Source organism: Methylobacterium variabile (genome assembly GCF_001043975.1).
GTDB lineage: Bacteria > Pseudomonadota > Alphaproteobacteria > Rhizobiales > Beijerinckiaceae > Methylobacterium > Methylobacterium variabile.
In genome coordinates, this window is the sequence record NZ_LABY01000298.1 from 1 (window position 1) to 20,741 (window position 20,741).

Here is a 20,741-nt window from a genome sequence, read left to right on the forward strand (position 1 = left end):
CCGGCCTGGGCCTCGGCTAGCATCCCGGCGGCCGAGCAGATCTGGCCTGGCGTGCAGTAGCCGCACTGGAACCCGTCGTGCTTGACGAAGGCGGCCTGGAGCGGGTGGAGCGCGTCGCCCTCCGCCAGCCCCTCGATGGTCCGGATCTCGTCGCCCTCGTGCATCACCGCCAGCGTCAGGCAGGAATTGATCCGCCGTCCGTTCACCAGCACCGTGCAGGCGCCGCACTGGCCGTGGTCGCAGCCCTTCTTCGAGCCGGTCAGGCGCAGGTGCTCGCGCATCGCGTCGAGCAGGCTGGTGCGCAGGTCGAGCTCGAGCTCGCGCCGCGCGCCGTTGACCGTGAAGGCCACGTGGGCCGTGACCGGCCCGTCGGCTCCGCGGCCGGCGGGGGTGGCGGCCGCGGCCTTCGGCAGGGCGGCGAGGGCCGCGGTGGCGGATGGTCCGGCCATCGATATCTCTCCGGTTCGGGGCTGGCGGGTTCGCGTCGCGCGGGCTCGGGCCGGTGGCCCGCACCCGCGCAGTGAATGCAGCCACATGGCCTCCGGATCCCGCGCAGCGACGGGGCGCGACGCGATGCAGCCGCGCCGCGGCCTGCCCGGGCGGGCCCCCACCGGGCAATCTGACCTGACGGCGGAAATCACTTGAGCCCGCGCGGCGTTCCGACGAAGGAAGCAGGCAAGATCGCGCGGCGCCATCCGGGCCGCGGCGGGGACGAGGCCGGCGCTTCGTCCGGTTCCTGCCGCAGAAGTGCCCGGCTCAGGCGCCGATCGCCCGATAAGCATGGGTTAGGATTTTATTGCTATGATCTCGTGTTGCCTGCGATTAACTGGATCTTGAATGTCAGCTCCGAGGCTATCACAACATAGCTCGGCAGGCGTCCCGGGGAGAGACATGAGGAAGGGAGGTCGTCTCCTGCAGCCCGCCACGGCCGTCTCGACCCCTGTCCATGGCGTCGTGCGCCGCCCGGCCGCCGCATCGGCCCACGATCCTCGCTCGAAGGGATGGCGCTCAGGACCATGACGTTCCTCGGCTTCCTCCGGGCGTCCTTCCGTCGCGGGGCCTCAGAGCACCGTCCGCCGGCCCAGGACCGCGCCCTCGCGGTCCGGCTGATGCGGGTGATCTTCGGCTGCTACATCGTGGTGGCGGTCGGCCTCACGGCGGTGCAGATGCTCGTCGCCTACCGAGCGGCGAGCCATCGCCTGCAGGAGGACGTGGCGGCGCTCCAGCGCACCTTCAGCCCCGGCATCGAGGATGCGATGTGGCGCTACAACGCCGAGGTGCTGCGCGGCATCCTGGCGGGGATGCGCGAGATCCCGGCCGTAGTCGGGGTCGAGGTCCGCGACGAGGCCGGCCAGCGCGTCCAGGCGGTCGGCACGCTCACGGAAGCCTCCGGCGAGGTCCGGCAGGTCGGGCCGGGAGACGCGTTCCGGCCCGTGCTCCGGAGCTTCGGCGCCCCGTTCAGCCGCACCTTCGCCCTCGTCCACACCGACGGGAACGGCCGGATCTACCCGGTCGGATCCTGGACCGTCCATTCCGACGACAGCATCGCGATCGAGCAGGTCAAGAACACCCTGTACGTGATCCTGATCAACTCGGCGATCAAGTCGCTGATGCTGTGGTTCATCTTCTACGCCGTGATCCGCACCATCGTGGGCCGGCCGCTGACGCAGATCCGCGACTACCTGGCCCGGATCGACGCCGACACGCTGGGAGCGCCGCCGCTGGTGATCGAGGCGGGAGGCCGGCACGAGCTGCACGCGCTCGCCGACGCGCTCAACACCATGCGCGCCCGGCTGCGGCGGTCCTTCGAGGAGAACGCCGCCCTGATGCGCGACCTGCGCGAGATGAACGCGACGCTGAAGGACCGCATCGCCGAGCGCACCCGCGACCTCGAGGCCCTGGCCCATACCGACCTGCTCACCGGCCTGTTCAACCGGCGCAAGCTCGACGAGGCCCTGGCCGAGGAGGCGGAGCGGGCCGAGCGGAACGACGCCCCGCTCTCGCTGATCCTCGGCGACGTCGACAACTTCAAATCCGTCAACGACCGGCACGGCCACAAGGTCGGCGACGAGGTGCTGGTCGCCTTCGCGGCCCTGCTGCGCGACGCCGTGCGGCCCACCGACACCCTCGGCCGCTGGGGCGGCGAGGAGTTCATGCTGGTCTGCCCGGGCACGGACCTCGCGGGAGCCACCGCCCTGGCCGAGCGCCTGCGCCAGCGCGTCGAGACGACGGACCTGCCCGAGGTCGGCACCCGCACCTGCTCGTTCGGCGTCGCCACCCTGGCCCCGGGCGAGAGCACCGACGGCCTGGTCGCCCGGGCGGACGCCGCCCTCTACCGCTGCAAGCGCAACGGCCGCAACCGCGTCGAGGCGAGCCTCGCGCCCCGGCTGGACGCGGCAGTGCCGGAGCGGGGCGGCGCGAGCCGGGGAGACGCGGTGAGGATGGCCTCTCGGTCGAGGGACGACGAGGCGGCTTGATCCCGCCGACGGGCCGATGCGCGGTCCTGAGCGTGTCGCAGCGTTGATCGGTGCCTCTATGGACGCGGATCCGCTACCTCAGCGCCGTACACGGGTTTGCTGGTAATGTCCTCGCACTGGTGAAGGGCTGGGATTGGTTGAGTACCGAACAGCGAGCGATGCTCGCGGACCGCGTCCCGCGCACCCTCGCGATGTCGGCCATTCCTGTGCCCGGTGGCATCAACTGGCCCACAGTTCTTCCGCGTTCCGGTCCAGCCGGACTCTGCCAGCACTGTCACGGGGCTCCGGGCATCGTCACTGCGCTTGCGAACGCCCCCTTCGCGTCTCCAGCCTTCGACCGTCTGCTCATCGACGGCGGCGAATGCATCTGGTCGGCTGGCCCGCTCACAAAAGGGGCGAGCCTCTGCCATGGGACGGCGGGGAACGGATACGCGTTCCTCAAGCTGTTCGCCCGCACTGGCAATCCCCTTTGGCTCGAGCGTGCTCGGGCCTTTGCTATGGTCGCTGTGGAACAGGTGGAGGCCGCTCGTGCGGCCCTCGGGCGTGGTCGCTACTCCTTATGGACAGGCGACATCGGCACAGCCCTCTATCTGCGGGCATGCCTCGTTGAGGACGCGACGTTTCCGACGATAGACGTGTTGTAAGCAGACCTCCTCAACGTCTGCGAAGGGCCGAGGGGGCGGCTCATGCCCCAAGATTTCCTCATGTCCCAAGAGCTCCTCATGCCCAACAGTTCAAGGCCGGCTCCTGGCACACAACGGAATGCTTCCCGGCTCGCGCCCGAGTTCCGCCTCCGGCGCAGCCCGGACGCAAAGCTCAGCCGCTCGGATACAGGGATGACTGCCGCTCCGCTTGTCATTCGTTGATCTCGCGGTCTGAGCGGCTTATGCATCGCCGCCATGGACCTCCAAGCTCCCGCCGAACGATCCGTGGCTCCCCTCGCCTGCGCGTTGCCGCCTGGCGGAAAGGCGGCGCCGTTCCTGCCGATGAGTCGCGCCGAGATGGCGGCGCTCGGGTGGGACGCCTGCGACATCGTGCTGGTGACGGGCGACGCCTACGTCGATCACCCGAGCTTCGGCATGGCCATCATCGGCCGGCTGCTCGAGGCGCAGGGGTTCCGGGTCGGCATCATCGCGCAGCCCGACTGGCAGTCGGCAGAGCCGTTCAAGGTGCTCGGCCGGCCGACCCTGTTCTTCGGCGTCACCGGCGGCAACCTCGACTCGATGGTCAACCGCTACACCGCCGACCGCCGCCTGCGCCACGACGACGCCTACACGGCCGGCGGCGAGGGCGGAAAGCGGCCGGACCGCTCGACCATCGTCTACACGCAGCGCTGCCGCGAGGCCTACAAGGACGTGCCGGTCGTGCTCGGCGGCATCGAGGCGTCGCTGCGCCGCATCGCCCACTACGATTACTGGTCCGACAAGGTCCGCCGCTCGATCCTGGCGGACGCCAAGGCCGACCTGCTCATCTACGGCAACGCCGAGCGCGCCGTGGTCGAGGTGGCGAACCGCATGGCCGCCGGCGAGGCGCCGCACGAACTCGACTCGATCCGGGGCGTCGCCCTGTTCCGCCGGGTGCCCGAGCATTACACCGAGCTGCCCGCCGACGACCTCGATTCCGCCGACGAGGCCGCCGCCCGCAAGCCCGGCGAGACCGTGATCCGGCTGCCCGCCTACGATGAGGTCAAGGACGACAAGGAGGCCTATGCCCGCGCCTCGCGGGTGCTGCACCGGGAGGCCAATCCCGGCAACGCGCGCCCGCTCGTCCAGCGCCACGGCGACCGGGACCTGTGGCTGAACCCACCGCCGATCCCGCTCTCCAGCGACGAGATGGACGCGGTCTACGACCTGCCCTACGCCCGCGCCCCCCATCCGTCCTACGGCGACGCGAAGATCCCCGCCTGGGACATGATCAAGTTCTCGGTGACGATCATGCGCGGCTGCTTCGGCGGCTGCACCTTCTGCTCGATCACCGAGCACGAGGGCCGCGTCATCCAGAACCGCTCGGAGGGCTCGATCCTGCGCGAGATCGAGCGGATCCGCGACAAGACGCCGGGCTTCACCGGCGTGATCTCGGATGTCGGCGGGCCGACCGCCAACATGTACCGGATGGCCTGCAAGGACCCGAAGATCGAGGCGGCGTGCCGCCTGCCGTCCTGCGTCTTCCCGGACATCTGCCCCAACCTGAACACCTCGCACGACGACCTGATCCGGCTCTACCGCAAGGTCCGCGAGGTGAAGGGCGTCAAGAAGGTGATGGTCGCCTCCGGCGTGCGCTACGACCTCGCGGTCCGGAGCCCGGAATACGTCAAGGAGCTCGTGACTCATCACGTCGGCGGCCGTCTGAAGATCGCGCCCGAGCACACCGAGCGCGGGCCCCTCGACAAGATGATGAAGCCTGGGATCGGCACCTACGACCGCTTCAAGGAGATGTTCGACGCCGCCGCCAAGGAGGCGGGCAAGAAGTATTACCTGATCCCGTACTTCATCGCGGCGCATCCGGGCACGACCGACGAGGACATGATGCACCTCGCGCTCTGGCTCAAGAAGAACGACTATCGCGCCGACCAGGTGCAGACCTTCCTGCCCTCGCCGATGGCGACCGCCACGGCGATGTACCACACCGAGGTCAACCCCCTGCGGGGCGTGCGGCGCGGCGCCAGCGAGCCGGTCGAGGCGATCAAGGGGCTGCGGCAGCGCCGGCTGCACAAGGCGTTCCTGCGCTACCACGACCCCGAGAACTGGCCGCTTCTCCGCGAGGCGCTCAGGGAAATGGGCCGCGCCGATCTCATCGGGCCGAGGCCGGACCAGCTCGTGCCGTTCTCGCAGCCGCCGGGAACAGGTTTGGGCGCAGGCAAGGGGCGGGGCCAGCCGCGACCCATGCGCTCCACGGGCGGCGGGCAGCGGTTCACCACGAAGGGCGTGCCGTTGAGGAAGTGATGATTACATGCGTTCTTCCGCCTGATCTGTTCTAAAACCGGAAAATCGCGGGATCTCCTCTCCCGCACGAGAGAAGGGGGACGCGCTATACTTTATTCGGACAGATCAAGCGGGAGTCGTATGATGCCGCCGCGCCGTCGAACGGACTCGTTCGGCGGCGCAAGGCTTTGCTCGCACGCCTGAGCGAAGCCGACACCCGCATTGCGAACGCGGCCGCGCAGCGGTCGCCAGAAGCAATCGATCGGATGTCGTCCGACAGCTCACCACCCTCGGCGGCCCATCGTACGATCAAGCAGCTCGGGGTCCGATCCGGGAGCATTGTCCCGCGAAGTGGTGGCCGGCTCGTCGGACGATGCGGCCGATCGAAACCTGGAGCCGCATCGTCCGGTCTTTCGCTCCCGGCCGAGCGGTCCGCGCCCATCGGCCGCCCGGCCGGACCGAGTGAGCCCCCTGGCTGCAAGCGCCTCCCTCAGCGCTGCCCGTCCCACTTCGCGATCGCGTCCTTGGCCAGCCCCCCGACCCGGGCGTGCGGACGCCCGCCGGTGGTCATCGCGAGGGCGAACAGGATCTCGTCGGCCTTCGGCGCGTCCGCCACCGCTACGGTGACGCCGTCGAAGTGGGAGCGCACGTAGGCCGCGTCCTTGTGGTGGATCGGCACATCGAGGGAGGCGCCGAGGCCCCCGACCTTGGTCATCGACGGCACGATCGCGAGGGCCTGGCCGAGCAGCTCGCGCATGGCGTAGCCGCCGGGCACGTGCCACAGGGCCCCATGCTCCAGCTCGCCGGCCGCGCCCACGAGCGAGCCCTTGCCGTAGGCCTCGATCCGGCCCGGATCGCCGCCGAGCGCATCGAGGAGCTTGCGGGCGCACTCGACGCCCAGCGGCTTGAGCGCCTCCATCATCGGGGTGATGTCGGCCTCGTAGCGCCCGGCGAAGGGGTTCTTCAGCACGCAGGCGACCGATCCCTTGAGGATGGGCTGGCTGAGGACGGGGCCGCCGTCGTGGCGGACCTCCTCGACGGTGACGACGATCTTGCGGACCTCGATCATGGGCGGATCTCCCTTCTTTCTTCGAGCACGACGGTGCGGCCCTGGAGCATCAGGGCGGCGGAGCGGATCAGGCCGGCCTCGCGCATCGTCGCCGCCCGCCGCCGCCCGGCCTCGAGCGCGGCGGCGATCGCGTCGGGCGCGAGCGCCGGGACCGCGACGGTGACGAGCTTGTCGCCGAGGTCGGAATCCGGGTCGAGGTCGGTGGCGGGGGTACGCCGCACGCCCGGGTGATCGGGCAGGTCGACCGCGTTGGCGATCAGGGTCGCGGCGGCATCCGCCGCGGCGGCGTCGCGGGCGAGCACCGTCACCGAATCGGCGAGGCCAAGAGACAACGAGCGCCCCTGCCGCCCCGAGGTGGCGATGCCGCCGATGCCGTCCGCGTAGGCCAGGATCACCCGGCCGTTGAGCGCCGGGACCGGGCCACGGGAGAAGTCCGCCGCGACGCCGACCGCCAGGGTCTCGCCCTCCGTGAGGTGCAGGGCGATGTCGCCGCCGTCGTTGACGAAGGCCTTGTCGAGGGAGGCGACCGCGCGCATCGCGTCGAGGATCTCGTCCGCCACCGCGCCCGCCACCGCGGCCATCGGGGTGATGAACGCCTGGTGCGGCCGGCACGCCGCCACCATCCGGCGGGCGACCGCTCCGTCCACCCGAGGCCGCGCGCTCATCGGCCGGCGCAGCTCGGAGAGCTCGCCGACGAGCTCGGGGAGCACCGTTGAGAACCGCGCGACCGCCGCCCGGTGCGCCTCGGCCACCGCGCCCTCGGCCCCGTAGGCGCGCAGCACCAGGTCGATCGGCCCGTGCTGCAGGTGCAGCCGTCCGTCGGCCAGGACCTGGACCGCCGGGCCCTCCACGGGGCTAGCCCAGCCGGGCGATGAGGCGGACCAGCTCGGCCGCCTCCGCCGGGGAGAGGGGATCGAGGGTGCGGGCCGTCACCTCGGCGCCGCGGCTCTTCATCGCCTGGATCACGCGAACCCCCTCCTCGGTGAGGGCCAGCAGCACCAGGCGGGCATCGGCCACATCCGCCGTCGGCCGCACCAGGCCGCGGGCGGCCAGCCGCCGGGCGACGCCGAACATCGTCGCGGGATCGACCCCGACGTGCCGCCCGACCTGGTTCTGCGAGGTCGGCCCGAGGTCGTGGAGCTTGCACATCACGGCGAACTGCACCGGCGTGACGGAGAAGTCCCGCATCACCGTCTCGAAGATCGACGAGGCGCGCTGGTGCGCCCGCCGGATCAGGTAGCCGATCTGGTCCTCGACCCGGTAGAGGCGCAGAGCCTCGGCGTCGATCTCGCCGCTCCGCGTCGCCGTGCGCAGATGGGGAGCGTTCATGCCGGCTCTCCGGGCGCGAGCCCGACGACCTCGCCGGCCGGCCAGGGATGGCCGGGGCGCCAGGGGTCGATCCGGGCTGCGGGCCCGACCTCGCGCAGGACATCCGCCATCGCCACCACGTCGCCGTCGTGGCCGCCGAGGCGGCTGTAGAGGTCCCGCGGCAGGGTGAACTCGATCGGGGCGACGATCGCCGGCGTCGGCACCGAGCCGAAGGCGTTCTTCGGCAGGCGGGTCACGTCGGCCATCACCGTGATGCCGCCGCCGGGCCAGACCGTGACCGGCGCGCCGCCCATCGTCACCTTCGTCTCGCCGGCCGCGACCGAGCGGGTGAGGAGCACCGGGTTCTCGGTGACGCCGGCCCGCAGGCTGCCGCCGGCGCCGGCCATGAACAGGACGGTGCAGAGCGAGGGCTCGCAATTCTCGCCGATGCGGTCGACCACCCCGCGCACCGGGGCCGGCATCTCGGCCGGGACAGGCTTCAGGTTCTCGTCGAGGACGAGCCAGAGGGCGTGCTCGCCGGTGGTCGAGGTCATCAGCAGGCGCATGCCCGGCCAGGCGGTGGCCGGGTCGATCGCCTGGATGATCGCCAGCGGATCGGCGATGTCGGTGCCGCCCCAGCCGATCCCGGGGTTGGCGACCTGGAAGTAGCGCCCGGGCGTCGAGCGGCGGCCCTTCACCCGGATGCCCGCCGGACGCATCCCGAGCACCTTTCCGGCCTGGTGCTCGGTGAGCACGCCGGTGATGTGGTCGTCGACAACGATCACCTCGTCGGCGTGGCCGAGCCACTGGCGGGCGAAGATGCCGACGGTCGCCGAGCCGCAGCCGACGCGCATCCGCTGCTCCGGCGTGCCGTCGACGATCGGGGCGCGGCCCGCCTGGACCACGACCTCGTGGCCGCCGTCGATCGTCATCGTCACCGCGTCGCCCGCGCAGAGGCGCAGCAGCGCCTCGCAGGTGACGGTGCCCTCCTTCTTCGAGCCGCCGGTGAGGTGGCGCACGCCGCCGACCGAGAGCATCTGCGAGCCGTATTCGGCGGTGGTGACGTGGCCGACCTCCTCGCCGTTCACCCGCACGGCGGCGCGCTCGGGGCCGAGATGGCGGTCGGTGTCGATCTTCACCTTGACGCCGCAATAGCTGAAGATGCCCTCGGTCACGACCGTGACGGTCTCGACGCCCTCATGCTCGCTCGCCACGATGAAGGGGGCGGGCTTGTAGTCCGGGTAGGTGGTGCCCGCGCCGATGCCGGTGACGAAGGTGCGCGAGGGATCGAGCGCCCGCCCGTCCCACTCCGCCGCCCCGAACGGGACCAGCTTCTGGCCTGCCTCCGCCGCGTCGTGCAGCAGCACGACCGGGTCGGTGCGCACGAGGTGGCCGTCGGCGTTGGCGTAGCGCGAGCAGGCGCCCGAGCGGCCGGGCCGGATCCGGCACAGGACCGGGCAGGCGTCGCAGCGCACGATGCCGTCGGCCTCCTGGGCGCCGAACTTCTTCGAGCGCGCTTCCGTGCTGAGGGTCTCGACGCTCATGGCTGGCTCCCCCACAGGCTCTCGGCCTCGTCCGCCCGGTAGTAGCCCCGGCGCAGGTCGCGGGCGACGAGGGCGGGGTCGCGCTCGGACGGCGCGCCGTAGCCGCCGCCGCCCGGCGTCATCACCTCGACCCGGTCGCCGGCCTGGATCGCGATGTTCTGGTCCTTCGACAGGTGGGGCGGCGTGACCGTCTCACCCCCGCGGTGGATGCGCACCACGTTCGGCGCCCCGGCGGCCCCGCCGCGCACCCCCGGCGGGCCGAAGCGGCCGTGATCCATCACGAACGAGGCCCGGGCCTCGCCGCGCAGGAGCTCCACCTCGTAGTGGACGCCGAAGCCGCCCCGATGGCTGCCTGCCCCGCCCGAGCCCTCGCGCAAGGCGAAGCGGCGGAAGAGGACGGGATAGTACTGCTCCATCACCTCGACCGGCGCGGTCTTGGAGATGCCGATGGTCGAGCAGCCGTTCGAGAGCCCGTCATGGGCGGCGTTGCCGCCGTAGCCGCCGCCGGTGATCTGGTACATCACGTAAGGCGCGTTCTTCGCCGGATCGAAGCCGCCCAGCGCGAAGTTGCCCGAGGTACCGGCGGGCGCCGCCGTGACCTTGTCGGGGATCGCCTGGACGAGGGCCAGGAACACCGCTTCGGCGATCCGCTGGCTCACCTCGGCGGCGCAGCCCGAGACCGGCCGGGGATAGCGCGCGTCGAGGAACGTGCCCTCCGGCCGGACGATCGTCAGCGGCTCGAAGGTGCCGGCATTGATCGGCACGTCCGGGAAGACGTGCTTCACCGCGAGGTAGACCGAGGAATAGGTCGTCGCCACCACCGAGTTCATCGGGCCGCGGCAGGGCGGCGACGAGCCCGCGAAGTCGAAGGTGAGGCGATCGCCGGCCTTCGTGACCGCAAGGGCGATGCGCAGGGGCTCATCCACCACCCCGTCGGAATCGACGAAGGCCTCCGACGCGTAGGTCCCGTCCGGGATCTGGCGGATCTCCGCCCGCATCCGCTCGGCCGAGCGGGCGCGGATCTCCTTGACCGCCGCGTCGAGGGTCTCGCGGCCGTACTTGTCGAGGAGGTCGGTCAGCCGGCTCTCCCCCACCATCAGGGCCGCGGCCTGGGCCTTGATGTCGCCGATGCGCTGGTCGGCGACCCGGATGTTCGAGGCGATGATCGAGAAGATTTCGGGATCCATCGCGCCGCGCTTGAACAGCTTGACCGGCGGCAGGCGCAATCCTTCCTGCTCGACCTCCGTCGCGTGGGCCGAGAAGCCGCCCGGCACCATGCCGCCGATGTCGGGCCAGTGCCCGGTATTCTGGAGCCAGCAGAACAGCGCGCCGTCGACGAAGACCGGCTTCACGAACCGCACGTCCATCAGATGCGTGCCGCCGAGATAGGGATCGTTGACGATGTAGATGTCGCCGGGCTCAGGTGCCCCGACCCGGCCCTCGCGGATCAGCCGGATCAGCTCGCCGGTCGAGTACTGCATCGTGCCGACGAACACCGGCAGGCCGTACTCGCCCTGGGCGATCAGCGCGCCGGTGTCGCGGTCGTAGATCCCGTCCGAGCGGTCGTCGGCCTCGGCGATCACCGGCGAGAAGGCCGAGCGCGAGAAGGCGATGTCCATCTCGTTGCAGACCTGCTGCAACCCGGCCTGGATCACCGCCAGCGTCAGGGCGTCGAGCTGGCTCGTTCCGAGGGCGCTCATGCACGAATCCTCAGGTTGCCGATGGCGTCGACCCGCGCCACGGCGCCGGGCTCGATCACCGTGGTGGCGTCGATCTGCTGGATCACCGCGGGCCCGGGTATCTCGGCGCCGAGGGGAAGGGCTTCGCGGGAGAAGATCGCGGCCTCGTGCCAGGCCCCGTCGGCGTAGACCGGCCGCGTGCCGAGGCGCGCGCCGTCGAGATCGCCGCGTCCCTCCGGGTCGATGAGGGCGGCCAGGGGGAAGGGTCTGCGGCGCCCGATCACCGAGGTGACGAGGTTGACCACCACCGCCCGGATCTCCGGCAGCCGGACCTGGAAGCGCCGGAAATAGGCCGCCTCGAACAGGGCCTGCAGCGTCTCGCGGTCGACGTCCGGAGAGGGCAGGGTGACGCGGATCAGGTGCGTCTGGCCGCGGAACTGCATGTCGGCGCCGTAGGTGACCGTGGTCTCCTCGATCTCCGCCTGCTCCTCGGCCACCATCGCGAGCGCGTCCGCGGCCTGCTCCTCCAGCACGCTCCGGAGGTCCGCCATGTCGAGCCCGTCGAGGGGGCGGTTGAGGGTGCGGACGCGGTCCTGGCGCAGGTCGGCGACGAGGCAGCCCAGCGCGTTGGTGAGGCCGGGGCGGGCCGGCACCAGCACCTCCGGGATGCCGAGCTCGCGAGCCAGCGCTACGGCGTGGAGCGGCCCGGCGCCCCCGAAGGCGAACAGCACGAAGTCGCGCGGGTCGTAGCCGCGCGACAGGGACACCATGCGGATCGCCCCGGTCATGTGGACGTTGCCGAGCCGGATCACCGCCTCGGCGGCCTCCTCGACGCTCATGCCGAGCGGCCCCGCGAGGTCGCGCTCGAAGGCCGCCCGGATCGCCGCGATCGCGACGCCCTCGCGCACGGCGGTGAGCCGGGCCGGGTCGAGCCGGCCGAGGACGAGGTTGGCGTCGGTGATGGTCGGGCGGGTGCCGCCGCGGCCGTAGCCGATCGGGCCGGGCTCCGAGCCGGCGCTCTCCGGCCCGACCTGGAGCATGCCGGCGCGGTTCACCGAGGCGATCGAGCCGCCGCCGGCCCCGACCGTGTGGACGTCGACCATCGGCAGGTGGATCGGCAGCCCGTAATCGATGGTCAGCTCCGCCGAGACCTCCGGCACGCCGCCGGCGATCAGCGCCACGTCGGTCGAGGTGCCGCCCATGTCGTACGTGATGGCGTTCTTGAGCCCCGACTGGCCCAAGGTGGCGGCGGCTGCCATCACCCCGGAGGCCGGGCCCGACATCACGGTCTTGGCCGCCGCCTCGACGACGAGGCCCGCCGGCACGGTGCCGCCGTTGCCGTTCATCACCAGCAGGTCGCGGGAGAAGCCCTGGGCGCGCAGGTCGTCCTGCAGGCGGCGGACGTAGCGGTCGAGGATCGGTTGCACCGCGGCGTTGACCGAGGCGGTGGTGCCGCGCTCGTACTCGCGGAACTCCGACAGGAGGGCGTGGCCGAGGGTGACGTAGGAATTGGGCCACAAGCCGCGGGCGATGGCACCGGCCCGCAGCTCGTGCTCCGGGTTGGCGTAGGCGTGCAGGAAGTGGATCACCAGGGCCTCGCAGCCCTCGTCCAGCAGCGCCCGCACCGCCTCCGCGACCGCGGCCTCGTCGAGGGGCGTGCGCACCGCGCCGTCCGCCATCACGCGCTCGGGCACCTCGCGGCGCAATTCGCGGGGGATCAGCGGCTCGAAGGTGCCGAACAGGCCGTAGGCCTTCGGCCGGGTGCGGCGCCCGAGTTCGAGCACGTCGCGAAACCCTTGCGTGGTGATGAGCCCGACTTTCGCCGTCTTGCGCTCCAGCACCGCGTTGGTGGTGGCGGTGGTGCCGTGGATGACGAGGTCGAGGTCGGCGGGCGCCACCGCGGCGGCGTGGATCGCCGCCAGCACGCCCTCGGCCTGGTTGCGGACCGTGGTCGGCACCTTGGCGAGGCGCACCCGCACGCCGGTGGAATCCGCCTCCGTCAGGAGAAGGTCGGTGAAGGTGCCGCCGACATCGATGCCCGCCACGCGTCTCACGTCACACCTCGATCATTCGCCTACGAACGGTTGCCTGGGGCCGCAGCCTCACGGCCGGCTTGTCTTGGCTCTCCCCTTTCCCGGACGACTGGAGCGTCAGCGAAAGGAGATCCGGGATCCAGCATGAAAAGTCGCGAAGCGTCCTTATGCCTGCAACGTTGCACAATCAGAGCCGCTTCGCGGCACGTCTCTCCTGGATCCCGGATCTCCTTCCGCTGACGCTCCAGTCGTCCGGGAAAGGGGTGAGTCGTATATGCCTCTGCCCTCACACCGTCAGGTACGCCTCCCGCACCGCCTCGTCCGCCTCGAGCGCCGCCATCGTGCCCTCGAAGTGGATCGCGCCCTTCTCGATCACGTAGGCCCGGTCTGAGACCGCGCCGGCGAAGCTCAGGTTCTGCTCGGAGAGCAGAACCGCGATGCCCTCGCGCTTCATCCTGAGCACCGCGTCGGCCATCTGCTCGACGATGACGGGGGCGAGGCCCTCCGACGGCTCGTCGAGCAGCACCGCGTGGGGGTTGCCCATCAGGGTGCGGGCGATGGTGAGCATCTGCTGCTCGCCGCCCGACATCGCGGCGGCGCGGCGGCCGCGCATCTCGGCGAGGTTGGGGAAGATCGAGAAGAGCTTCTCGGGCGTCCAGGCCGCGCGCCCGTCGGCCGGCACCTTGCGGCCGACCTCGAGGTTCTCGGCCACCGTCAGGTCGGTGAAGATGCGCCGCTCCTCCGGCACGTAGCCGAGGCCGCGACGGGCGACGCGAAACGGCTCCCAGCCGGTGACCGCCTGGCCCTCGAACCAGACCGTGCCGCCCGTCGGCGGCAGCACGCCCATGATGGCCTTCAGCGTCGTCGACTTGCCGGCGCCGTTGCGGCCCATCAGCGCCACGACCTCGCCGGGCCGGAGCGTCAGGGTGACGCCGAACAGCACCTGGGCCCGGCCGTAGGCCGCCGTGAGGCCGGAGACGTCCAGGAGCGGGGTCTCGTGACGGGGCTCCCGCATCACGCCACCGCCTTCCGGCGCGCCCGCATGGCGGCCGCTGTCCCGGCCTCGCCGAGATAGACCTGCTTGACCCGCGGGTTGGCCCGGATCTCCTCCGGCGTGCCGGCGGCGATGATCTCGCCGCGCACCAGCACCAGCACCCGATCGGCGTGGGCGAACACCGCCTCCATGTCGTGCTCGGTGTAGAGGACCCCGATGCGGTTCGTCCGCGCGACCTCGGCGGTGAGCGCCATCAGGCCGCCGCGCTCCCGCGGCGCCATGCCGGCGGTGGGCTCGTCCATCAGCAGCAGCTTCGGGCGCGAGGCGAGGGCCACCGCGAGCTCGACCCGCTTCACGTCGCCGTAGGCCAGTTCCGAGACCGGCCTCTCGGCGTCGCCCCGCATGCCGACGCCGGCGAGGAGGCCGAGCGCCTCGTCGCGGTAGAGGGCGCGGGCGTCGGCGAACAGGCTGCGGGTGCGGCCGTGGTGCGAGAGGAGCGCCATCTGCACGTTCTCGGCCACCGTCATCGACACGAAGGTCTGGGCCACCTGGAAGGTGCGCCCGACGCCGCTCTTCCAGATCGCCCGGGCCGGCAGGCCGGCGATCGAGCGCCCGTCGAGGGTGATGGTGCCGGAATCGGGCTTCAGCTGGCCGCCGACCATGTTGAAGGTGGTGGACTTGCCGGCCCCGTTCGGGCCGATGATCGCCAGCATCTCGCCGGCGCCCAGAGAGAACGACACGTCCTTGGCGGCGGCGACGCCTCCGAAGCGCTTGGTCAGGCCTTCGACCACCAGCAGGGTCATGCCGAGGCCTCCACCGGCTTGCGCGCGACGGTCCGTCCGCGGATCGCCTCTGCGGCGCCCGCGAGGCCCCGCGGGAAGGCCAGCACCGTGGCGATGATCGCGATCCCGAGCAGCAGGCGCCAGAACTCGGTCAGCGGCATCACCGCGTCCTTGAGGGCGTGGAAGAAGGCGGCACCGACGAGGGGACCCATCACGGTCTGGATGCCGCCGACCAGCACCATCACCAGGAAGTCGATCGAGAGCGGGATGCCGGTCAGCGTCGGGTCGATCGAGCCCTTCAGGAAGGCGTAGAGCCCGCCGGCGAGCCCGGCCGCCGCCCCCGCTAGGGTGAAGCCGAGCCAGCGATGGGTGCGCACGTCGAGGCCGATCGCCTCGGCCCGGGTGGCGGAGTCGCGGGCCGCCCGCAGGGAGTAGCCGAAGGGCGCGTAGATCACCCGGCGCAGCAGCACGATGGCGGTCAGCGACAGGGCGGCGACGAGATAGAAGTAGGTGATGCGCCCCGACGCCCACGATGAGGGCCAGACCCCGACGACGCCGTTGTCGCCGCCCGTCACCTCGACCCACTGGAAGCAGATCGCGTAGACGATCTGTCCGAAGGCGAGCGTCAGCATCGCCAGGTAGATGCCCGACAGCCGCACGATGAAGAAGCCGAACAGGGCCGCGCCGGCGGCGGCGGCGAGAGGCGCTGCCAGCAGCGCCAGTTCCATCGGCGCCTTGAGCGGCCCGGTGACGAGGAGGCCGGCGGCGTAGGCGCCGAGGCCGAAATAGGCCGCGTGCCCGAAGGAGACGAGGCCGCCGACCCCGACCAGGAACTGCAGCGAGAAGGCGGCGAGGGCGAAGATCAGGATCTCGGTCGCGACCTTGACCTTGTAGGCGTCGCCCAGCAGCGGCACCGCCAGGAGCGCCGCCGCCGCGAGGCCGGCGAGCGCGACGTCCGCCGGGCGGAAGCGGCGCAGGGACGGGATCCCCTCCGGCGGCATCACCCGGCCCGAGGCGGCCTCCGGCCGCCCGAACAGGCCCCAGGGCTTGACCACCAGCACCACCGCCATCAGGGCGAAGACCAGGACCAGCGTCACCTTCGGGAAGATCAGGATGCCGAAGGCCTGGAGCTGGCCGATCAAGAGGGCGGCCACGAAGGCGCCGGGCACCGAGCCCATGCCGCCGATCACCGTGACCACGAAGGCGTCGGTGATGATCGAGAGGTCCATGTGGGCGTTGGCCGGGACGCGCGGGATCTGGAGCGCCCCGCCCAGGCCGGCGAGGCTGGCGCCGAGAAAGAGCGTCAGTGTGAAGAGCCGCGCCTGGTTGACGCCGAGCGCGCCGACCATCTCGCGGTCCTGGGTCGCGGCGCGGATCAGCACGCCGAAGCGGGTGCGGTGCATGAGGAGCCAGAGGAGGCCCAGCACCAGGGGACCGACCGCGATCAGGACCAGCTCGTAGGCCGGGAAGCGCTGCCCGAGGATCTCGACGCCGTGGCGCAGCGAGGGCGCGCGCGGGCCGGCGATGTCGACCGGGCCCCAGATCTTGAGCACCAGGTCCTCGACGATCAGCACCACGCCGAAGGTCGCGAGCAGCTGGAACAGCTCCGGCACCCGGTAGATGCGGCGCAGCAGCAGCACCTCGACCGCGACGCCGATCAGCCCGACGAGGAGGGCCGAGAGCAGCACCCCGAGGAAGAACGCCGCCGGCGAGTAGGACAGGTCGAGGAGCCGCGGCACGAGCGTGACCGCGATGTAGGCCCCCAGCATGTAGAACGAGCCGTGGGCGAAGTTCACGATCCGGGTGACGCCGAACACGATCGTCAGCCCGGAGGCGATCACGAACAGCGACGAGGCGCTGGCGAGCCCGGAGAGCGCCTGGAGGACGAGGAAGGACGGGTCCATGGGGCCTCCGCTCGGGCGCGTTTCAGGGGGTCAGGCCTTGCGGGCCGCCTTCACCTCGGCCTCGGGGAACATGTAGTCGGCCCCGTCGGCGTAGCGGACTTGTCTCATCGTGCCCTGGCGGCCGTTGAGCGCCGTCTCGCCGATCCAGGCACCCAGCGTCGACTGGTGGTCGAGCGCCCGCATCGTCACCGGGCCGGCGATGGTCTGGGAGGTCAGGCCCTCCAGCGCCGCGATCATCGCCTCGGTGTCGGTCGAGCCCGCCTTCTCCAGCATGTCGCGGATCATCCCGACGACGACGTAGCCCAGCAGCGAGCCGAGGCGCGGCGTGTCGTTGAAACGGGCCCGGTAGGCGGTGACGAACTCCTTGTGGCCGTTGCCCTCGATCGTCTCCCACGGGTAGCCGGTGGTGATCCAGCCCTCCGGCGTCTCGTCGCCGAGCGGGATCATGTACTCGGGCTCGCCGGTGAGCAGGCTCGCGACGGTGCGCTTCTCGAACAGCCCGCGGGTGTTGCCCTCGCGCACGAAGGCCGTGAGGTCGGCGCCGAACAGCACGTTGAACAGGCCGTCCGCCTTCATCTGCGACAGGGCGCCGACGGTGGCGCCGGCATCGACCTTGCCGAGCGCCGGGAACTGCTCGCCCACCACCTCGAAGCCCGGCACCGCGGCCGTCATCAGGCGCTTGAAGTTGGCGGCGGCCGACTGGCCGTACTCGTAGTTCGGCGCCACGATCGCCCAGCGCTTGATGCCGCGGTCCTTCACCGCCTCCACCAGCATCCGGGTCTGCATGTAGGTGTTGGGCCGCACCCGGAAGGTGTAGCGGTTGCCGCTGCCCATGGTCAGCGCGTCGGTCAGCGGCTCGGTGGCGAGGAAGAGCGCCTTGCGCTGGTTGGCGAGATCCGCCACCGCAAGGCCGACGTTGGACAGGAAGGTGCCGCAGAGGAAGGCGACGTTCTCGCGCGTCAGGAGCTCCTCGGCGACCCGGGTGGCGTCGCCCGGCGTCGAGCCGTCGTCGCGGAAGACGATCTCGATCGGCCGCCCGCCCAGCGCCTTGATGCCGCCGGCCTTGTTGACGGCGTCCTGCGCGAGCTGCATGGCATTGCGGTAGGGGACCGCGAAGGCGGCCATGCGGCCGTAGGAGTTCAGCTCGCCGATCCGGATCGGCCCGGACCCCTGCGCCGCCGCCCGGGAGGCCGCAAGGCCGAGAGGGGCCGCGGCGAGCCCGCCGATGACGGCGCGGCGGGACATGAGGGAGAACGTCTCGTCGCGGGTCGACATGGCGCGAACCTCCGGCCGATCCCGGCGCGACTATCGGCGGACGGGAAGCAAACTCGTTCGTAAGCGAACGATACTTGGCCTGAGCCGGGACGCAAGGGCCGCGTCTGAGGAAAATCAAGGCGGCATCTGTCGCCGAAACGCGCAGGGTCGCGCGGCAGGGGCGTGCGTCAGAGGCCGGCCTCGCGGGCGAGCCAGACGTCGAGGGCGCGCTCCCGCTCCGCCTCGATCATCGCGGCGACCCAGGCCGCCTGCTCGATGCGCGCGGTCTCGGCCGCGTCCTCGTCCCGCTCCGGTGCCTGCTGCATCGCCGTTCTCCCATGCTTCGTGCCTCTCGCGACGAGAACAAAATAGGAACATACCGCCGGGTCGGCAAGCCGGGTCCGCCGTGGAAAATCGGGAGCTTGGCCGCGCTGCCGTGCGTTGCCGCCCCAACGACACCTCGGAGAAGGAAGCCCCTATGCGTACGACCGTGCTCGCCCTCGCCGCCACATTCGCCCTCACGGGCGCCGCCCTCGCGCAGACCGGCGTTCCCGGCTCGGCCGAGAACAACATGAACAATCCCGGCAGCGTGAAGAGCAACGCCGAGAAGGGCATGCCGGGCCGTGACCTGACCACCGGAACCGTGGCTCCGGCCGCGCCGGGCACCGCCGCCCGCACCGACGACCTGCCGAGCCACAGCGGCGGCAACGCCGCGGCGACGAGCCCGGCCAACCGGGGTCGCTGAGCCCGCCGCCGCGGGCGGGGGCAAGCCCCGCCCGTTCCGGGCGGCCACCGCGGGGCCGGTCGGAGAACCGCCGGATACCGTCCCGCACACCGGGATCGATCGAGACGCGATCGGGTCCCGGCCGGAGCGTCCGGGGCGGGTCAGGACTCGAACTGCTCAGGACTTGGCCACCGCCAGCGTGCCGTCGTCCATCGCGATGAAGCGGATGCCGGCCCGGCGCAGGGCCGCCACGGCCTTGTGGCGGGACCGGGCACCCTGCGCCTCGGTATTCTCCTCGAGGCGCCGCACCGTCGAGAGCGACAGGCCGCTGGCCTCGGCGAGCTGCGCCATCGACCAGTCGAGCAGGCCCCGCGCCGCCCGCAGGTGGTGCGCCTGCACGGCCTGCTCCAGGGCGTGGCGAACCTGCTCATCCCCGGGAACGCCGCCCGCGTGGATGGCCGCTCCCGATTCGTGAACCGGGTACTTCATCCCGGCCCGGCCGAGATAGCGTCCGGTCTCGTCCCAGAGCGGGACGCCGATGATGCGGAAATGCCAGACCTCGCCGTTGGCGAGCCGCTCGCGCGCCGTGCCCTGGAAGCGTACCTGCGGGGCGTGGACCTGCATCGCCCGGTCGCGGAACGCCGCGCGTTCCTCGGGCACGATCATGGCGAAGGGATTGAGGCTGATCTCCTGCGGGGAGAGGCCGTGCACCTGCGACACTGCGAGGGGGAAGTCGTGCATGCGGTCGGTTCCGACCGTGTAGGTCGTCGCGTAGGACGTCAGGTAGAGCGCCTGGCGGCGGCGGCTCTCCGCGGCCTGCACCTGCCTCAGTAGCTCGCGGTCGGTGACGTCGAGGGCGGCCCCGGTCAGGGAGAGCGGCCGGCCCTCCGGCGAGACGTGGAGCTCGGACAGGACGGACAGGACGCGCAGCTCTCCGCTCGGTCGGATCAGCCGGACGAGCGCGGACGGCGTGACGTGGCCCTGCAGGACGTCGCCCGCGCTCGCCAGCCGACCTCGGTCGTCCGGATGCAGCAGGGCGACGAACAGGTCGTAGCTGGCGGTGACGTGATGCGGATCCAGGCCGAGGAGCCGGAAGAAGCCCCATGACCAGCGCTGCGCGCCCGAGGCGAGGGACCAGGACCAGCCGCCCGCCAGACCGCGTTCCTCGATGGTGTGCCGAAAGACCTCGGATAAGGATTTGAGATCGGCAGCATCCATGCGGCGGCGGTGAAGAATCCCTTTCCTGCAAGGTGGGACCTCCTGCCGCCGACGCAAGCCGAGGCGTGCGGCATCACGGTTAGGCGGACCGGCCCGGTGGCCGGCCCGCCGGGCTCAGGCCTCCGCCGCGCCGGCCGTCAGGGCGGCGGAGCGCCTCGCTTGGGCGACGACCTGCTCGGGCGTCGGCGGGTTCGCCGGATGATGGCTGAGGCAGAGGGGGGTGCGCATCTTGGCGGGCCTGCCCGAGCCCTCGGTGGCGAAGTAGAACTCCCCCGCCCCGAGCCGGCCGATATCCGGCGCCGACCCGCCGCTCGCCGCCATGATCTCCTGCGCCGCCGCGATGGTGGCCGGCGCGCTCTGGCGGCCGAAGAACTGCGTCGTGCAGTTCGAGACGACCTGGTTGTGGATGCCCCGCGGCACCTGCGTCGCCACGATCATCCCGAGGCCGTACTTGCGCCCCTGCGCCACCAGCTTGATGCCGCTGCCGAGGCTCGGCGGCGTGCGCTGCGAGGGCAGGAAGGTCTGCGCCTCGTCGACCACGTAGAGCATCCCCCGCGGGGAGGGGTGCTTCTTGATCCAGCCGAACAGCGTCATCTGCAGCCGGTTGACGAAATCTTCCCGCGCCGCCTCGGAGGCGAGGCCCGACAGGTTGATCACCGAGATCCGGGTGCGGGCCGGATCGGCGCCGTGAAACAGGCGGGCGGGATCGAGCACCGCGCCCTCGACCCGCAGCAGCGGGTTGGTGGCGACCGCGGCCAGCAGCTGGTTCGCCATGTCGGCAGCGAGCTTTTGGGCGTTGCCGATCTGGCTGGTGCCGTCCGGCAGGTCGGCGAG

18 protein-coding genes are annotated in these 20,741 nt (G+C 71.4%); 4 read left to right on the forward strand and 14 right to left on the reverse strand.

Annotated elements, in window-relative coordinates; all coding sequences use genetic code 11:
- Positions 1-449 (reverse strand): 2Fe-2S iron-sulfur cluster-binding protein (locus VQ02_RS31420; protein WP_048448191.1); only part of this gene is annotated, 449 nt, incomplete at its 3' end.
- A 552-nt stretch (positions 450-1,001) separates the two neighbouring features.
- On the opposite strand from VQ02_RS31420, the gene VQ02_RS38835 reads away from it, so the two are divergent.
- The 3 genes from VQ02_RS38835 (at position 1,002) to VQ02_RS31435 (ending at position 5,419) form a co-directional block, all read left to right on the forward strand.
- The gene (locus tag VQ02_RS38835; RefSeq protein ID WP_053080625.1) at positions 1,002-2,477 is read left to right on the forward strand and encodes a GGDEF domain-containing protein; all 1,476 of its coding nucleotides are present in this window, start codon (positions 1,002-1,004) and stop codon (positions 2,475-2,477) included.
- 50 nt (positions 2,478-2,527) lie between these two features.
- The gene (locus tag VQ02_RS40140; protein ID WP_083469556.1) at positions 2,528-3,121 is read left to right on the forward strand and encodes a lanthionine synthetase C family protein; all 594 of its coding nucleotides are present in this window, start codon (positions 2,528-2,530) and stop codon (positions 3,119-3,121) included.
- 255 nt (positions 3,122-3,376) lie between these two features.
- The gene (locus tag VQ02_RS31435; RefSeq protein ID WP_048448192.1) at positions 3,377-5,419 is read left to right on the forward strand and encodes a YgiQ family radical SAM protein; all 2,043 of its coding nucleotides are present in this window, start codon (positions 3,377-3,379) and stop codon (positions 5,417-5,419) included.
- A gap of 469 nt (positions 5,420-5,888) precedes the next feature.
- On the opposite strand, the gene VQ02_RS31440 is transcribed toward VQ02_RS31435, so the two are convergent.
- The 11 genes from VQ02_RS31440 to VQ02_RS37730 all read right to left on the reverse strand — a co-directional run bounded on the left by VQ02_RS31440 (position 5,889) and on the right by VQ02_RS37730 (position 18,291).
- Positions 5,889-6,467 carry an amino acid synthesis family protein gene (locus VQ02_RS31440; RefSeq protein ID WP_048448193.1) on the reverse strand — a complete coding sequence of 193 codons (579 nt, stop codon included), beginning with the start codon at positions 6,465-6,467 and terminating at the stop codon, positions 5,889-5,891.
- Positions 6,464-7,318, reverse strand: coding sequence for a UPF0280 family protein (locus VQ02_RS31445; RefSeq protein ID WP_048448194.1), 855 nt, complete (start codon positions 7,316-7,318; stop codon positions 6,464-6,466). The genes VQ02_RS31440 and VQ02_RS31445 overlap by 4 nt, the downstream gene beginning before the upstream one ends.
- A 4-nt stretch (positions 7,319-7,322) precedes the next feature.
- Positions 7,323-7,796, reverse strand: a complete 474-nt coding sequence (locus VQ02_RS31450) for a MarR family winged helix-turn-helix transcriptional regulator (protein ID WP_048448195.1) — start codon at positions 7,794-7,796, stop codon at positions 7,323-7,325.
- Positions 7,793-9,319, reverse strand: coding sequence for a 6-hydroxynicotinate reductase (locus tag VQ02_RS31455; RefSeq protein ID WP_048448196.1), 1,527 nt, complete (start codon positions 9,317-9,319; stop codon positions 7,793-7,795). The genes VQ02_RS31450 and VQ02_RS31455 overlap by 4 nt, the downstream gene beginning before the upstream one ends.
- Complete coding sequence (locus tag VQ02_RS31460) at positions 9,316-11,019, reverse strand: hydantoinase B/oxoprolinase family protein (protein WP_048448197.1); 1,704 nt, start codon at positions 11,017-11,019, stop codon at positions 9,316-9,318. Before VQ02_RS31460 ends, VQ02_RS31455 begins: the two co-directional genes overlap by 4 nt.
- Positions 11,016-13,052: a hydantoinase/oxoprolinase family protein gene (locus VQ02_RS31465; protein WP_048448198.1), complete on the reverse strand. Its 2,037-nt coding sequence runs from the start codon at positions 13,050-13,052 to the stop codon at positions 11,016-11,018. Before VQ02_RS31465 ends, VQ02_RS31460 begins: the two co-directional genes overlap by 4 nt.
- Before the next feature lie 265 nt (positions 13,053-13,317).
- The gene (locus tag VQ02_RS31470) at positions 13,318-14,046 is read right to left on the reverse strand and encodes an ABC transporter ATP-binding protein (RefSeq protein WP_048448199.1); all 729 of its coding nucleotides are present in this window, start codon (positions 14,044-14,046) and stop codon (positions 13,318-13,320) included.
- Positions 14,046-14,828 (reverse strand): ABC transporter ATP-binding protein, encoded by a 783-nt coding sequence (locus VQ02_RS31475; RefSeq protein WP_048448200.1) that lies wholly within the window; start codon positions 14,826-14,828, stop codon positions 14,046-14,048. Before VQ02_RS31475 ends, VQ02_RS31470 begins: the two co-directional genes overlap by 1 nt.
- Positions 14,825-16,711 carry an ABC transporter permease gene (locus VQ02_RS31480; protein WP_048448201.1) on the reverse strand — a complete coding sequence of 629 codons (1,887 nt, stop codon included), beginning with the start codon at positions 16,709-16,711 and terminating at the stop codon, positions 14,825-14,827. Before VQ02_RS31480 ends, VQ02_RS31475 begins: the two co-directional genes overlap by 4 nt.
- A gap of 30 nt (positions 16,712-16,741) precedes the next feature.
- Positions 16,742-17,986 carry an ABC transporter substrate-binding protein gene (locus VQ02_RS31485; RefSeq protein ID WP_048448202.1) on the reverse strand — a complete coding sequence of 415 codons (1,245 nt, stop codon included), beginning with the start codon at positions 17,984-17,986 and terminating at the stop codon, positions 16,742-16,744.
- A 167-nt stretch (positions 17,987-18,153) separates the two neighbouring features.
- Positions 18,154-18,291 carry a hypothetical protein gene (locus tag VQ02_RS37730; RefSeq protein ID WP_157080889.1) on the reverse strand — a complete coding sequence of 46 codons (138 nt, stop codon included), beginning with the start codon at positions 18,289-18,291 and terminating at the stop codon, positions 18,154-18,156.
- Between the two features lie 152 nt (positions 18,292-18,443).
- On the opposite strand from VQ02_RS37730, the gene VQ02_RS31490 reads away from it, so the two are divergent.
- The gene (locus VQ02_RS31490; protein ID WP_048448203.1) at positions 18,444-18,710 is read left to right on the forward strand and encodes a hypothetical protein; all 267 of its coding nucleotides are present in this window, start codon (positions 18,444-18,446) and stop codon (positions 18,708-18,710) included.
- A gap of 156 nt (positions 18,711-18,866) precedes the next feature.
- On the opposite strand, the gene VQ02_RS31495 is transcribed toward VQ02_RS31490, so the two are convergent.
- Together VQ02_RS31495 and VQ02_RS38460 are read right to left on the reverse strand one after the other, a co-directional pair.
- On the reverse strand, positions 18,867-19,907 hold the full coding sequence (locus VQ02_RS31495) for a PAS domain-containing protein (protein ID WP_048448204.1): 1,041 nt from the start codon (positions 19,905-19,907) through the stop codon (positions 18,867-18,869).
- A 114-nt stretch (positions 19,908-20,021) separates the two neighbouring features.
- Positions 20,022-20,741 (reverse strand): ATP-binding protein (locus tag VQ02_RS38460; protein WP_048448205.1); only part of this gene is annotated, 720 nt, incomplete at its 5' end.